This window comes from Wocania ichthyoenteri Th78, assembly GCF_000789235.1.
In the GTDB taxonomy this organism is placed as follows: Bacteria; Bacteroidota; Bacteroidia; order Flavobacteriales; family Flavobacteriaceae; genus Wocania_A; species Wocania_A ichthyoenteri.
Genome location: NZ_KN525716.1, coordinates 1,554,920 through 1,570,322 on the forward strand (window position 1 = coordinate 1,554,920; position 15,403 = coordinate 1,570,322).

General features: G+C 31.6%; 17 protein-coding genes. 5 read left to right on the forward strand and 12 right to left on the reverse strand.

Annotated features, from left to right (window positions below; translation table 11 throughout):
• Nucleotides 1–39 precede the first annotated feature (39 nt).
• Nucleotides 40–513 (forward strand): DUF1569 domain-containing protein, encoded by a 474-nt coding sequence (locus RG22_RS06760; protein ID WP_034041949.1) that lies wholly within the window; start codon nt 40–42, stop codon nt 511–513.
• Between the two features lie 56 nt (nt 514–569).
• Here the strand turns inward: RG22_RS06760 and rpmA are convergent, their stop codons facing one another.
• The 4 genes from rpmA to RG22_RS06780 form a co-directional block, all read right to left on the reverse strand.
• Nucleotides 570–830 carry a 50S ribosomal protein L27 gene (rpmA, locus tag RG22_RS06765; RefSeq protein WP_034041951.1) on the reverse strand — a complete coding sequence of 87 codons (261 nt, stop codon included), beginning with the start codon at nt 828–830 and terminating at the stop codon, nt 570–572.
• A gap of 27 nt (nt 831–857) precedes the next feature.
• Complete coding sequence (gene rplU, locus RG22_RS06770) at nt 858–1,394, reverse strand: 50S ribosomal protein L21 (RefSeq protein ID WP_034041953.1); 537 nt, start codon at nt 1,392–1,394, stop codon at nt 858–860.
• Between the two features lie 75 nt (nt 1,395–1,469).
• Nucleotides 1,470–1,922, reverse strand: a complete 453-nt coding sequence (locus tag RG22_RS06775) for a DUF4199 domain-containing protein (protein WP_034041954.1) — start codon at nt 1,920–1,922, stop codon at nt 1,470–1,472.
• Nucleotides 1,923–2,170: 248 nt separating this feature from the next.
• Nucleotides 2,171–3,049, reverse strand: a complete 879-nt coding sequence (locus RG22_RS06780; protein WP_034041955.1) for a DMT family transporter — start codon at nt 3,047–3,049, stop codon at nt 2,171–2,173.
• A gap of 152 nt (nt 3,050–3,201) precedes the next feature.
• On the opposite strand from RG22_RS06780, the gene RG22_RS06785 reads away from it, so the two are divergent.
• Complete coding sequence (locus RG22_RS06785) at nt 3,202–3,702, forward strand: heavy-metal-associated domain-containing protein (RefSeq protein ID WP_034041956.1); 501 nt, start codon at nt 3,202–3,204, stop codon at nt 3,700–3,702.
• 52 nt (nt 3,703–3,754) lie between these two features.
• Here the strand turns inward: RG22_RS06785 and gldD are convergent, their stop codons facing one another.
• From gldD to mutY, 4 genes are all read right to left on the reverse strand, one after another.
• Nucleotides 3,755–4,336, reverse strand: a complete 582-nt coding sequence (gene gldD, locus RG22_RS06790; protein ID WP_034041957.1) for a gliding motility lipoprotein GldD — start codon at nt 4,334–4,336, stop codon at nt 3,755–3,757.
• Nucleotides 4,336–5,640, reverse strand: coding sequence for a gliding motility-associated protein GldE (locus tag RG22_RS06795; RefSeq protein WP_034041958.1), 1,305 nt, complete (start codon nt 5,638–5,640; stop codon nt 4,336–4,338). The genes gldD and RG22_RS06795 overlap by 1 nt, the downstream gene beginning before the upstream one ends.
• A 27-nt stretch (nt 5,641–5,667) precedes the next feature.
• A complete protein-coding gene (locus RG22_RS06800) occupies nt 5,668–6,114 on the reverse strand; it encodes a single-stranded DNA-binding protein (protein ID WP_034041959.1) in 447 nt (148 codons plus the stop codon).
• 212 nt (nt 6,115–6,326) lie between these two features.
• Nucleotides 6,327–7,367 (reverse strand): A/G-specific adenine glycosylase, encoded by a 1,041-nt coding sequence (gene mutY / locus RG22_RS06805; RefSeq protein WP_034041960.1) that lies wholly within the window; start codon nt 7,365–7,367, stop codon nt 6,327–6,329.
• A gap of 142 nt (nt 7,368–7,509) precedes the next feature.
• Here mutY and RG22_RS06810 point away from each other — a divergent pair, with 142 nt between their 5' ends.
• The 3 genes from RG22_RS06810 (at nt 7,510) to dcm (ending at nt 11,357) form a co-directional block, all read left to right on the forward strand.
• Nucleotides 7,510–7,800, forward strand: a complete 291-nt coding sequence (locus tag RG22_RS06810) for an HU family DNA-binding protein (protein ID WP_019386001.1) — start codon at nt 7,510–7,512, stop codon at nt 7,798–7,800.
• Between the two features lie 406 nt (nt 7,801–8,206).
• Entirely contained in the window at nt 8,207–9,754 is a 1,548-nt protein-coding gene (locus tag RG22_RS06815) for an Rne/Rng family ribonuclease (protein ID WP_034041961.1), read from the forward strand.
• A 328-nt stretch (nt 9,755–10,082) separates the two neighbouring features.
• Nucleotides 10,083–11,357: a DNA (cytosine-5-)-methyltransferase gene (gene dcm, locus RG22_RS06820; protein WP_034045831.1), complete on the forward strand. Its 1,275-nt coding sequence runs from the start codon at nt 10,083–10,085 to the stop codon at nt 11,355–11,357.
• Here the strand turns inward: dcm and RG22_RS06825 are convergent.
• The 4 genes from RG22_RS06825 to RG22_RS06840 all read right to left on the reverse strand — a co-directional run bounded on the left by RG22_RS06825 (nt 11,303) and on the right by RG22_RS06840 (nt 15,275).
• On the reverse strand, nt 11,303–12,013 hold the full coding sequence (locus RG22_RS06825) for a PmeII family type II restriction endonuclease (protein WP_034041963.1): 711 nt from the start codon (nt 12,011–12,013) through the stop codon (nt 11,303–11,305). The two genes, dcm and RG22_RS06825, sit on opposite strands and share 55 nt — an antisense overlap.
• Nucleotides 12,014–12,053: 40 nt before the next feature.
• Nucleotides 12,054–13,091: an aldo/keto reductase gene (locus RG22_RS06830; protein WP_034045833.1), complete on the reverse strand. Its 1,038-nt coding sequence runs from the start codon at nt 13,089–13,091 to the stop codon at nt 12,054–12,056.
• A 431-nt stretch (nt 13,092–13,522) separates the two neighbouring features.
• Nucleotides 13,523–14,482: an OmpA family protein gene (locus RG22_RS06835; protein WP_034041965.1), complete on the reverse strand. Its 960-nt coding sequence runs from the start codon at nt 14,480–14,482 to the stop codon at nt 13,523–13,525.
• Nucleotides 14,483–14,513: 31 nt separating this feature from the next.
• Entirely contained in the window at nt 14,514–15,275 is a 762-nt protein-coding gene (locus RG22_RS06840; RefSeq protein ID WP_034041966.1) for an exodeoxyribonuclease III, read from the reverse strand.
• Nucleotides 15,276–15,403: the final 128 nt, after the last annotated feature.

Consider the following 15,403-nt stretch of genomic DNA (forward strand, 5'->3'; position numbering starts at 1 on the left):
AAGAATTTAATCAATATCTTTTTAAATTAAATTTCAACTATGACAAATAAAAAGATTAAGATTTTAAATGAATTATTATCTGAAATAGAAAAAAACATTCTTTTTAAAGATAAAAAAAGTGATTTGATTTCTACATCCAATATTGGCTGGCAACTGGATCATAGCTTAAAAGTTTTTAATGCTGTTTGCGAATGGACTATAAAATCTAATCCAAAAGAATATGAGCGAAAATTTAATTTTTGGCGTGCAGTTTTACTTCCGATAGGTTATATCCCAAGAGGAAAAGTTAAAGCTCCAAAAATGGTACAGCCACCAAATATTATTTTAGATGAAGATTTACACGCTCAAATACAAACTGCAAAAAACCATATTGACGCTTTAGAAGTTTTACCTAAAACGGCTTATTTCAAGCATTTTATTTTTGGAAAATTATCTAAAAAGCAAACGTTACGATTTTTAGAGATGCATACTAAGCATCATTTAAAAATAGTAAGCGATATATTAAAGGCATAAAAAAACCTTCCTGTTGTTATCCAGAAAGGTTTTAAATATCTAAAAGAAATCATTTCTTAAGCTTCAAAAGGCTCAATAGAAACGTAAGATTTGTTATCTTTTTTCTTTGTAAATTTAACAAGACCATCAACTTGTGCATGCAAAGTATGATCTTTTCCTTGGTAAACGTTTTCACCTGGGTGATGTGTATTACCACGTTGTCTTATGATAATGTTTCCTGCAATGGCAGCTTGTCCACCAAAAATCTTAACACCTAAACGTTTCGATTCTGATTCTCTACCATTCTTAGAACTACCTACTCCTTTTTTATGAGCCATTGTCTTAAGTTTTTATATTGTTAATAATTAGCTTAATGCAGCAATTAAATCAGCCTTTTTCATTGAAGAAATACCTTCAACTCCTTTTGCTTTTGCCATCTCTTTTAATTCAGCAACTGTTAATTTGCTTAAATCTTGAGTTGCTTCAGCTTTTGGCGCTGCAGTTTCAACTTTTGCTTTTGGTTCTGCTTTTTTAACTTCTTTACTTGGAGCTGCTTTCTCAGCTTTAGCTGGGGCTGCCTTTTTTGCTCCTGAAGCAGCAATGCTTTCAATTACAATTTCTGTTAAAGATTGACGGTGACCATTTTTAACACGGTAACCTTTACGTCTTTTCTTTTTGAAAACGATTACTTTATCACCTTTAAGGTGCTTTAAGACTTTAGCACTTACTTGTGCTCCGTCTATAGCTGGGGCGCCTACAGTTATTTTGTCACCATCACCAACCAAAAGAACATTATCGAAAGAAACTTTCTTACCTTCTTCAGTTTGTAAACGGTTAACATAAACTCTTTGGTCTTTTTCAACTTTAAATTGATGCCCTGCTATCTCTACAATTGCGTACATAGCGAATTTTTATTAATTAATTTTGTTCAAAAAATGAGTGCAAATATACATCTAATTAATTAAACCACAAACCATTTATCTGTTTTGAAGAATATTTTTGCTATTTTTAAAAAGTTGCATAACTGTAAGCGTAGAAACTACAGATGTAGCAAACCCCATTACTGCAACGACAAAAGTAATCATACCTATATCCAAATTAAATTGTCCATTAAGTTTTTCAAGTAAATTTGGCAAAAAACCAGGATTAATTTCAGTTGCATAAAACAAGAAAAATAGAGTAAAGAATAAGGTAGCTACAAAGCCTGTTACAATACCCGTTTTAAAGCCTTCACCATAAGAAAAAAGTTCAGCATCTCTAAGCTTTTTTAACCGAACGGCTTCATATATACCAAAAACTGTAATAACAGCATTAAAAAAACTAAAAACCGGATTAGTATGTTTATTAAATAATGCTAAAATTAAAAAGTATGCAATAAGTACTGCGCTAGTAACAAGGCCAAACCGAATAGGAAGTGTTATTGTTTTCATCTGCTTAAATCTTTTAATTATTAAACATTAATTAAAAAATTGAGAGCTTCTGTAAAACTTTATGCCCTCATATTAAAAATTTTATCATGTACTATATATAATTTAGGAAGTTTAAAATAGATTTATGCTAAGTTTCAACATGAAACTCACTTGTAAGGCTCTTAAATTTCGTAAAAAAAATTGATTTAAAATAATTTCTGTCAAAGTATTTTTAAATAAATCACTCATTTTAAACGCCTTAAACAAGATTAACTCTTTCGCCTATGTGATAAATAAACTCCAAACAAAATAACCAAACTAGCTATTATTTGCAATAAACTTAAACTTTCACCATCTAAAACACCCCAAAAAATGGCAACTATTGGCATTAAATAGGTTACAGAAGATGCGAAAACCGGAGTTGCTACATGCACCAACTTATTAAACAAAACTTTTGCAACAGCTGTTCCAAAAAGCGATAAAATAACCAAATAAAACAAGGCCGGCTTAAGATTTGGAGATGCCAAAACTTCAGCCTTAAAAAAACCAGAACTAATAAGTATAACAATAGCTGGTATGATTATAACTACAAAGTTTCCAACTGCTATGGTAAGCGCATGCATATTTTGCAAGTATCTTTTTAAAACATTAACACTGGTAGCGTACGAAACAGTTGCCAGAATTATATAAATAGTATATAAATAATTTTGATTTGAATTAATTGAAGCACCATTTGCTATTAGCAATACAGCGCCTAATAAACCTATGAAAACACCCAATATTTGTCTTTTGGTTGATGTTATTTTAAAAACAATAAACCCAATAATAACCGTATTTAAAGGTACTAATGAATTTAAAATAGACGCTATTGAGCTATCAATTTCGGTTTGTGCATAAGCAAAAAAGAAAACAGGAAAGAAAGTACCTAAAACACCTGTAACACTTACCCATTTCCAATCTTTAGGCTTAATGGTTTTTAACTTATTAAACCCAACTATAAAAAGAAAAAAACCTGTAAATAATATTCTTAAAGAACCTAACTGTACTGGTGTTAATCCTATTAACACTTTTTTCATGAGTATAAAAGAGCTGCCCCAAATTATTGAAAGCGCAAAAAGATACACCCATTTTAAATTGACATTGTTCATTTAATATTTATAAGAATAACAAATTCCACTTTTTAACGCAAAGAAACATCAATATTTAGTAGTTTTGTAACCCATAATGAGCATTTAATTATTTTAGGTTTGAAATATTTTAAATCTCATAGATTAAATTTATTAATTTAAAACATATCTAAATGAAAACATTTAAAAATATTATAGCTATTGCATTAATTACATTTATTGCTTTTAGTTGTAAAAATGAAACAAAACCTGAGGTTAAAACTATTGAAGTTGCTTCAGAAACCTCTAAAAAATTAGACCCGAATGCAACATATGCAAAAGCGGAATTCACTATTGATGGTATGACTTGTCAAATTGGTTGCGCTGCAACTATTCAAAAGAAAATTGCTAAAATGGATGGTGTAAAATCTGCTACAGTAGATTTTGATAGAAAACTAGCTATGGTTGAATATAACGAAGCTAAAGTTACTCCAACATCACTTGAAGAAACCGTAACTAAAGTTGCCGACATTTATAAAGTTAGCGATATGAAAACGGTTGAAGGTTTTTCAACAAAAAAAGCATGCACTGCAGATTGCACAAAACCATGTTGCGCTAATAAAACTGATGCTGAGAAAAAAGCATGTGCTGCCGATTGTAAAAAGGCGTGTTGTGCAGAAAAAGCTGAGGCTTAATTTTTAGAATCATATACTTATCAAAAAAGCTTCTCAAAATTGAGAGGCTTTTTTATTTCCACTCCACAGTTTCCATAATATGCTTAATGTCTTTTTGCAAATAGTTTGCTGCAGGAAGAATGGAATCGTAATTGGGTTTCGCATAGAAATATAACGATCCTGTTAAAAAATGATTAATGCTATCTGTTAAATAAAATTGAGATTGCGAAGCCGCATTACCTTCCACTTCATAAAACATACCGTAGGTTTTTTTTTCTGAGTTTTCGTAAACCGTTTCTAAAATACCATCGGCTTTTATATTGTGTTTTTGCGTAAAATTTTGTGCGTCACGCAAAAAATCTATTAAGTTTTTTTTGTTTCCTTCTACGGCTTTGTAAGTTAAAAAAATAGTACCTTTTAATGATGGGTACTCAATGTTAATTCCATAACTCTCGGTAGTTGCATTAACATCATTCATTTTTAGTTTTGTAGCTAGTAAATTAGTTTCAAATGCAAAAGGAACACTAATATTTGATTTCACATAATTAGCTTTCGGGTAATCTAATCTTAAATAGGCCTTTGGTTTTGGCACATAATCTTCTCTACAAGAAATAGAGAAAACAACTATAAGAAATAAACACAAAAAGTTCTTCATTAAGTAATTGTAAGTTTTACAAGTTTTATCCTTTTCTTATCTAAAGCTTCTATAGTGAAAACGTAATTTTTAAAATTTATTTTACTATTTAACTTTGGGAAGCTTTTAGATATTTCTAAAACAAAACCAGCAACGGTTTCTGCTTCACCTTTATATTCTTCAAAAACAGTATCATCTTCAATTTTAATAACTTTATAAAAATCTTTTAAAGCTGTTTTACCTTCAAATACATAATTATTTTCGTCTAGTTTTGAATACATTAAATCTTCATCATCAAACTCATCACTTATATCACCAACAATTTCTTCAATAATATCTTCTAAAGAGATTAACCCTGAAGTACCTCCATATTCATCAACAACAACTGCCAAGTGCACTTTTTTCTCTTGAAATTCTGCCATTAAATCATCTAACTTTTTATTCTCTGGCACAAAAAAGGGTTCGCGTAATAAGGTTGACCAATCAAATTGTTTTCTATCAATATATGGCAATAAATCCTTTACGTATAGAACACCTTCAATAGTATCAATATTATCCTTATAAACAGGTATTCTAGAATAGCCATTTGCAATTATTTCGGGCATAATTTCAGCATATTTTTGCTCTATATTTAGCGCGAAAATATCAATTCTTGGTCGCATAACTTGTTTAGTGTCGGTATTTCCAAAAGACACTATACCTTGCAATATTTTTTGCTCCTCTTTGGTCGTATCGTCTTCACTTGTAAGCTCTAAAGCTTGTGATAATTGGTCGACACTCAAATTCGATTTTTGCTTGCCTAATTTTTTATGAATAGCCAATGTAACACCACGCATGGGCATACTTATAGGCGTTAATAAGACATCTAAAACCCGCAGTGGGTATGCCATAAACGACACAAATTTTAGCTTATTTCTACTAGCATAGATTTTGGGTAATATTTCGCCAAACAATAAAATAAGAAAGGTTACTATAATAACTTCTAATGTGAATTTTAATACGGGAGATGTAATAGCATCAAACATATTACTGCCCAAATAAGCGAATAAAATAACAATAGCTATGTTTATAAAATTATTTGACACTAATATGGTGGCCAATAATTTTTTAGGACGCTCTAAAAGTTTAGCTATAATTTGTATGCGCTTAGAATTATTCTCTAAACCCTCTTCAATATCGGTTCTTGTAAGAGAAAACAACGCCACTTCGGCACCAGAAATAAGTCCAGAGCAAATTAACAGTAAAAACAACAATGTAAACCCACTAACAACTGAAAAATCAATTGCAATAAGTAATACTATAAAACTCGCGGGATCAGGATCCAATTACCATGGTATTAGTTAAACAATAAATTAAAACGGTAGGTCATCATTTCCTTCACCATTAGACTCATTTTTTTCAGATGGTTTTGTTACAGGGTTTTGAGTAACTGGCTTATTTGCTACGTTATTTTCACTTTCTTTTTTAGTGGATAAAAAAGTGAAATCCGAACAATGAATTTCAGTCGAATATCTATCAGCACCTTTATCGTCTTGCCATTTTCTGGTTTTCAATCTGCCTTCTATATAAACCTTATCGCCTTTGCTTAAATACTTTTCGCAAATTTCAGCCCCTTTATTTCGCACAACAATATTATGCCATTCAGTATTTGTAATGCGCTCATTAGTTTGTTTGCTAGTATAGGTTTCGTTTGTAGCCAATGGAAAACGACCTATACAACCTCCACCTTCAAAATAATGCATTTTTACCTCATCTCCTAAATGCCCAATAAGCATTACTTTATTTAGTGTTCCAGACATAACCTTATCTTTTTAATTTAATGCTACAAAATTACTCTTTTGCAATTGATAAACTTAAAATTAATAAAAAAATATGATTGTTTATAATCATACCACAAAAGAATGTTTGTTTGTGTAAGTAAAAAGCTAAAAACGAACATGCTCTTATTTTAAATTACTGTTGACTAGGTCGTGGCAATTTCAATAGAAACTCAAACACTAGTGAGACTAATTTAAAAATTAAAGGCCTCTATAAAATTACCTATAATAATAGGTACAGGAAAATCATGAACTCTTTCAATTGAAACACCTTCAGCCAAAAGACTATCTACATTTACAATCCAGAATTTAGTATATAAATGCTGATGCGATAATTTATGAATAATAGCATCCTTATTATATAGTACTAATTCAAATGGCATACCTGTTAATAAATCATGTGATTTTATAAGTTCTTTAAACACTTCATAGCTTTGCTCTTTGTTAGTTTCTACTAAAGGAAACTGATATAAATTTTGCCAAATGCCTTTGCCTTCTCGTTTTTCTAATAGGGTTTTTTGGTTTTTTGAAATAAATACCAAAAAATTAAAATGCTTTGTTTTTGCTTTCGCGGATTTAATTTTAACTGGTAATTCTGCTATTCTACTTTTATTAAATGCAATGCATCCTTTGTTTAAAGGACAAGCATTACAATCTGGACTTTTAGGTTTGCATTGCACTGCGCCAAATTCCATAATGGCTTGGTTAAATTCTGCAGGATTTTTTTCATCTATTAATTCTTGAGCTAATGCTTTAAACTGCTTAGCTCCTTTTGATGAATTAATAGGCGTATCCATTCCAAAATATCGTGCCAAAACACGATACACATTACCATCAACCACAGCAGAAACTTCATTAAAACAAATAGATGCCATAGCACTAGCCGTATAATCACCAACGCCTTTTAATTTTAATAAATCTTTATAACTGTTCGGGAAAACACCGTTTAATTCACTAGCAATATATTTCGCAGTAGCGTGTAAGTTTCTGGCACGAGAATAATACCCAAGTCCTTGCCATAACTTTAACACATCACTTTCATTGGCATTAGCTAAATCAAAAACTGTTGGATATTTAGTAACAAACGCTTCATAATAAGGTAGCCCTTGTTTAACTTGTGTTTGTTGTAAAATAATTTCTGATAACCATATATAATAAGGAACTTTCGTTTGCCTCCAAGGCAAATCTCTCTTATTATTTGAATACCAACGTATTACTGCTTTTGTAAATCTCATTATTTAGTTAAATAAAGCAAACAAAAATAAACGTTTATATTCTTAAATTTTAATGAATTAGGTTTGAAATATTGAATATTTAATTCCTATATTTGCATCCCTTTTATAATCTATAATAGTAACTAAAAATAATATATTAAAAATGACGAAGGCTGATTTAGTAGCAAAAATTTCTGAGAAATTAGGAATTGAAAAAGGTGATGTTCAAGCAACTGTTGAAACATTTATGGAAGAAGTAAAAACGTCGCTAGAAAGTGGTGATAATGTTTATTTAAGAGGTTTTGGAAGCTTTATTATTAAAACTAGAGCAGAAAAAACTGGCAGAAATATTTCTAAGAATACAACTATTAAAATACCTGCTCATAATATTCCTGCATTTAAGCCTGCAAAAGTTTTTGTAGAAGGCGTTAAAACAAATGTAGACGTAAAGTAATAAAGAGCATCAAACGAATTATTAATTTAAAAAGACACTATTTATGCCAAGTGGTAAAAAACGTAAAAGACATAAGGTAGCGACGCACAAACGTAAAAAACGTAGACGCGCTAACCGTCACAAAAAGAAAAAATAAACCCAAAAAAGTAGTTAGATTAGCTACTTTTTTCGGTTTTAAAAACAACAAGTTCATTGAAATGAGTTCATTAATTTTTTAGCGTCAAATTTGATGTATTTTGAACTCCACGGATTAAAAATCCTGTGATAAAAAATAATGTATAATCCATCTGTATAATTTGGTTACTGGTTTTTAGTTATTAGTTTTTGGTTGTTATTCTAAAAGAATTCAACTATTAACTTTTAATAATTAACGACTAACTAGAGTGTATGGATAAAAATTAACTAAATGGATAAAGAATTAATCATTCGATCTAGTTCCGACGATGTTGATTTTGCCTTATTAAAAGATGGAAAACTTATTGAATTACAGAAAGATGAAGATAGTAACGACTTCTCGGTAGGTGATGTGTTTATAGCCAAAATCCGAAAAGCTGTTCCTGGACTAAATGCTGCATTTGTTAATGTAGGTTACGAGAAAGATGCTTTTTTGCATTATCACGATTTAGGTCCTAAGCTACCTTCGCTTTTAAAATTCACAAAACGTGTAAGCACAGGTAAACTAAACGATTTTTCTTTAAAAAATTTCCCATTTGAAAAAGATATTGATAAAGATGGCAAAATTGCCGATGTCTTAAAATCAAATCAATCGCTATTAGTACAAATAGTAAAAGAACCTATATCAACTAAAGGTCCTAGAATTAGTTCTGAGCTTTCCATAGCTGGTAGATATATTGTTTTAGTTCCTTTTTCTAACCGCATCTCTATTTCACAAAAAATAGAAGACAAAGAAGAAAAAGACAGATTAAAACGATTGGTTAAAAGTATCACACCGCAAGGTTTTGGTATTATTGTTCGTACGGTAGCACAAGGCAAAAAAGTAGCTGAACTAGATAAAGATTTACAAAACTTGCTTAGTCGTTGGACGGCAATGTGTAAAAAGCTACACAAAGCACATCATCCCAGTAAAGTATTAGGAGAAATGAATAAAGCTTCGTCAATTTTACGAGACATATTTAACGACACCTTTACAGGAATTACTGTTGATGATGAAGAGCTTTACTATCAAATTAAAGATTACGTGCAAGAAATTGCACCAAAAAAAGAATCAATAGTTAAATTGTATCAGTCTAACGTTCCAATTTTTGAAAAATTCGGAATTGAAAGACAAATTAAAACCTCCTTTGGCAAAACCGTTTCTATGGCAAAAGGCGCATATTTGGTAATAGAACATACCGAAGCACTGCATGTTATAGATGTAAACAGCGGAAATAGATCTAACAAAGCAAATAACCAAGAGGATACAGCACTTGAAGTTAATTTAATCGCAGCTACCGAAATGGCACGCCAATTACGATTACGTGATATGGGTGGTATTATAGTAGTCGATTTTATTGATTTAACCAGTGCAGAAAATAGGCAAAAGTTGTTTAATCACCTTCGTGATGAAATGAAGGACGATAGAGCAAAACACAAAATATTGCCTCCAAGTAAATTTGGATTGATACAAATAACAAGACAACGTGTTCGACCAGAAATGAACATTAAAACTCGTGAGGAAAATCCTGATGAGATTATTAATGGCTCTGAGGTAGAAGCTCCAATAGGATTGGTGCAAAAAATAAATCACGATCTTGAAAAGCTATTAAAAAAAGACTATAAAAAGCTGACTTTAAACACACATCCTTTTATAGCAGCCTTCTTAACAAAAGGTTTTCCATCAGTGCGTTCAAAATGGTTTTTGGAGCACAAAAAATGGGTTAAAGTTTTACCAAGAGATGCTTACACATACTTAGAATATCATTTTTTCGATAAAGATGGTAAACAAATTAAATAATTAAAAAACGCCTTACTATTTATTTAGTAAGGCGTTTTTGCTTTATATGCCATTACGAAAGCTTTAGGTTGTGACAATCTCATTCTAATAACAAGGTTTAATTATTATTTAGGCGTTACCTAAATAGGTCGGGCTTTCACTACTCGCTTCCTCCTATCGTCGGCGAGCTCAAACATGCCGTTCTATCCCTTACGCGACTAGCCAGTGAGTCTGGTTTTTCATATCACAATTATTAGTCTTTTTAAAATAAATTTACGATTTAGTTAATTTATTTTGACAGTCCTATTTTTTAAATTAAATTTGTAACCAATGTTTAATGTTTAGTAATGTGGTTATAAAAGAATATTTATCCTTAGCTGAAACAGCAGAACTTGTTGGAAAATGCAAAGAAACTCTCAGAAGATGGGATAACGAAGGCATATTAAAAGCTGTAAGAGAACCCGTTTCTAATTATAGAGTTTATCATAAAGAAGATGTTCAACTTCTACTAGGTAATTTATTAAATACAGTTGACAAAGATGAAGTTTCAAATTTCATAAAGCCTCACAATGATTATTCAGTTTTAGAACTTTTTGCCGGGGCTGGCGGGCTAGCTGTGGGAATGGAACAAGCTGGATTGAAATGCGTCGCTCTGAATGAAATTGATAAATGGGCTTGCCAAACTTTAAAAAAAAATCGACCAAATTGGAATGTATTAGAAGGCGATATTAAAGATTTTTCTTTTAAAGAATATAATGGAAAGGTAGATGTAGTAACTGGTGGTTTTCCTTGTCAAGCATTTAGCTATGCGGGAAAAAAACTCGGACTTAATGATGCCAGAGGCACTTTGTTTTATGAATTTGCAAGAGTAGTACGAGAAGTAAATCCTCCTATTTGTATTGGAGAAAATGTTCGAGGATTATTAAGTCATGAAAAAGGAAAAACCTTAGAAGGAATGATTTCAATACTCGATGAAATTGGATATAATGTTGTTCCTGTAAAAGTTTTAAAAGCAATTAATTATAGAGTTCCACAAAAAAGAGAAAGACTAATTTTGGTTGGTGTTAGAAAAGATATTGATGTTAAATATGAATATCCAAAACCTCATAAAAAGATATACAATTTAGTTGACGCACTTAAAAAAGGAGATTTATATAATTGTAAAGCTCCCAAATCAGAAGGGTCAAAATACCCTGAACATAAAAAAGAAATTCTTGATTTAATTCCTCCTAAAGGGTATTGGAGGGATTTGCCAATAGATATTCAGAAAGAATATATGGGAAAAAGCTTTTATTTAGGTGGAGGAAAAACTGGAATGGCAAGAAGAATTGGTTGGGATGAACCTAGTTTAACTTTAACTTGTAGTCCAGCACAAAAACAAACAGAACGATGTCATCCAGATGAAACGAGACCATTTACTGTTAGAGAATACGCCAGAATTCAAACTTTTCCAGATGAATGGAAATTTATTGGATCTGTTTCTCAGCAATATAAGCAAATAGGAAATGCTGTTCCTTGTAATTTGGGACAAGAAATCGGTTATTCAATTATTAAATTTTTGAATAAACTTTACTTGAAATCAAATAAATCTGAATTTTCGATTTCAATAGCCAACTCAATATAACCTCTTTCAAAAAAATTCTCAGTATCTATATTTAAAATCATAGAATCTAAACTTGCTACTAGTTTTTCATAAAAATCAGAGAACCCTGTTAATCTATGCCAAAATTCAGCACCAATTATTACTGGGTAAGTCTCATCAATTTTCCTGTAATGCTGACTTAATTGTTCTTCACTACCATATAAAACACCCAAAATTAAGTCTGTGTTATTTAGATTCATAGCGTTAGTTCTACCCAAGTTTGCAACCTTTGAGAACTTACGCAATAATGGATTTACATCACCAGAGTTAATAGTATTTGGTCCAGATTTCAATTGACACCACTTTCTCCTATTATCTATTTTATCAATAAATTCAATATCCATTTCTGGTATTAAAGAACCATCTGCTAACCCCAATTCAACAAACATTCTCTGAATTCTTGTTCCAAATGAAGTAGTAATCGACGTCCCTAAAACTCTTGGATAATATAAAGCTTTAGCAATTCCAATTGGAGTGTAGTTATTCTCCAATACTTTAGATAAATATTTAACAATAATTGGATTTATTTTATACGATTTCAATTTAGAATGTTCTTTAAGAACATTCTTTTTATGATTCTCTAGAATATTTTCTCTAAAGTATTTCGTAATAATTTGAAGTAACTCATTTTCATTCATATAACAAATATATGTAGATTATTTTCACCTTACGAAATCTTTAAGGCGCAGGATTAGGAATAGTATCATGCACTTCATTAATCTGTGCTAGTACTTCATCATTCAAAACCACATCAACACTATCAATATTTTCTTTAAGCTGCTCTAAATTAGTAGCACCAATAATATTACTGGTTACAAAAGGCTGTTGAGTTACAAATGCTAAACTCATTTGTGCTAAAGTCATGTTATTATCTTCAGCAATCTTTAAATACTTTTTTGTTGCTTCAGTAGCTTGTGGATTGGTATAACGACCAAATCTTGGGAATAGTTTTAAACGTGCGTTATCTGCTGCTGTCCCTTTTATATACTTTCCAGATAGTACACCAAACGCCATTGGCGAATATGCTAACAAGCCTATATTTTCGCGAATAGATACTTCGGCTAAATCACCTTCAAAGGTTCTGCATAATAACGAATATGGGTTTTGAATGGTTGCCATTCTTGGTAAATTATTTAATTTAGATTCCTCTAAATAACGCATAGTTCCCCAAGCCTTTTCGTTTGAAATACCAACATTTCTAATTTTACCTGCTTTAATTATGCCATCAAGTGTATGTAAAACTTCATTAAAATTATCTTCCCACGCATCATTTGGGTTATGTTTATAATCTCTAACTCCAAAATAATTTGTTTCGCGTTCTGGCCAGTGTAATTGGTATAAATCAATATAATCGGTTTGCAAACGTTTTAAACTATCGTTTACTGCTTCTTTAAGAGCCTCTGGAGCAAAACCATTAGTACGAATATGCGCTGTATAATCACCATTGCCGGCAATTTTTGAGGCTAAAATTACTTTATCTCGATTACCAGTTTTAGCAAACCAATTACCAATAATAGTTTCTGTACTACCATAAGTTTCTGGACTAGCTGGAACCGCATACATTTCGGCAGTATCAAAAAAGTTTACGCCTTGATTTAATGCATAATCCATTTGAGCAAAACCATCGTCTTGAGTATTTTGATTTCCCCATGTCATCGTACCTAAACATATTTTACTAACTTTTATATTGGTATTTGGTAATGTTGTGTATTTCATAAATGCTGTATTTGTCATTCCCGAAAAGTTGGGAATATTTTTAATTGAATTTCAAGGTTTGCTGTGGATTCCTGCCTGTACTTCGACTTCACTCAGTATAAACTCTGGAATGACAACTTAGTTATATTTATAACTATTGGATAAAGATAAAAAACCTTTAAAAGCTATTAAGGGTTTTAAAGGTTTTTTATACGTTAGAGATTGCAGCGGCATCCTTTTTTAAAATAAGGAAAATACTTTATTTAAACCTAAACATTTAACAGATAGCCACGTCCTTCGTCCTCGCTATGACGTAAAAAAGATACAGCGGAAAGCGCGACCCTTGTGGTAACGCCCTAACAAAGAAAATCTTTGTTTAGATTCCCGCCTTCGCGAGAATGACAATTTATCTGAAACTTTTAGGAAAACCCAAAAGAGTGTTTTTGCGAATATTAATTCTCGTTTAACAACTTAGAAAGCTCGTCTAACTTAGGCGTTAAAATAACTTCAATACGTCTGTTTTTAGCTTTCCCTTCTGCGGTATCGTTTGTTGCAATTGGCGCAAACTCACCACGTCCAGCGGCTGTTAAATTCTCGGCATTTATAGATGGGTTTTCTCTAAGAATATTTACAATGGCTGTGGCACGTTTAGTTGACAAATCCCAGTTACCACTTAAGTTTCCGCTCCCCTGGTATGGTGCATTATCGGTATGTCCTTCAATTAAAACAGCAATGTCTGGATTAACGCCTAACACACTACCCAATTGCTGAACTGCTCTACGACCTTCTGCTCCTACTGCCCAACTTCCTGAACTAAACAACAACTTATTTTCCATTGAAACATATACTTTTCCGTCTCGCTGTTCAACAGTTAAACCCTTACCTTCAAAATCGGTTAAGGCTTTTGAAATGGCGTTTTTAAGCGCTGTCATTGCAGCATCTTTTGATGCGATAACACTTTCTAATTCTGCTACGCGATCCGAGCGGTCTTGTAGCTCTCTTTTAAGTTTTGCTAATCGTGCATTCTCTGCGGCTAAAGCTTGTTCTTTGGCTTCTAATTGTGCTAATAATTCTCTATTTTTCTTAGAATTTTCGGCAATTGAAGCAGAACTATTTTTCTCTAAAGCATCATAAGAAGCTTTTAAATTATCTAAATTAGATTTTGTAGCATTGTAATCGGCTTGTAATTTATCGCGTTCTGTAACAGCTTCATTATAGGCTGCTGTTAGTTGCTTTAATTCATTTTCAGCTATGTTTTTCGCGTTTAAAAGTGCTTCATTTTCATCTGAAAGGGTTCTGTTTTCTTGTTTTAAATTAGCATATTTTCCTTCTAATTCTTTATATACTTTTGGCGACACACAGCTTACTAAAAGCACTAAAGTAAATACAGTTAATGTGATTTTTTTTATCATGATTTCAGGTTAAATTTATTTTTGTTAAATATTAATTTTCTATTTCTACTAAAATTGGACAATGATCGCTATGCACTGCATCAGAGAGTATAACGGCTCTTTTAATGTTTTCTTGTAATGGTTGCGAAACCATGGCGTAATCTAATCGCCAACCTTTATTATTAGCTCGCGCATTAGCACGATAACTCCACCAACTATATTGCTGAGATTCTTTATTCAAATATCTAAAAGAATCAATAAATCCATTATTAATAAAGCTTCCTATCCACTCACGTTCCACGGGTAAAAACCCTGAAACACCTTTCATTTTAGGGTTGTGAATATCTATTTCTTCATGGCAAATATTATAATCGCCACAAACAACTATATTAGGAATATCTTTTTTTAGCGTATTTATATAATCTTGAAACATATCCATATACTCCAACTTATGGTTTAGCCGTGCATCGTTTGTACCCGATGGTAAGTATAAACTCATCACAGAAACCCCTCCAAAATCTACTCTTAGGTTTCTGCCTTCAAAATCCATAGACTCAATTCCTGTGCCGTATTCTACATGATTTGGCTCTGTTTTACTTAAAATAGCGACACCGCTATATCCTTTTTTCTGGGCACTAAACCAATAGTTGTATCTATAACCAGCTTTTTCAAACAAACTTAAATCCAACTGTTCTTTCATCGCTTTAATTTCTTGCAGACAAATCACATCTGGATTGGCACTTTTTAACCAATCGATAAAGCCTTTATTAATGGCTGCACGAATACCGTTTACGTTATAGGATATAATTTTCATTAATTTTTTTAATTAAAGTTTTAAAAGATCCCGACCTCTGTCGGGACAATACCCTTTTTTTAAAAAGCGTATTGATTTCAGCTAAAATAAATAATGCGTTACATTTACACTATTATTTATATAAGGAG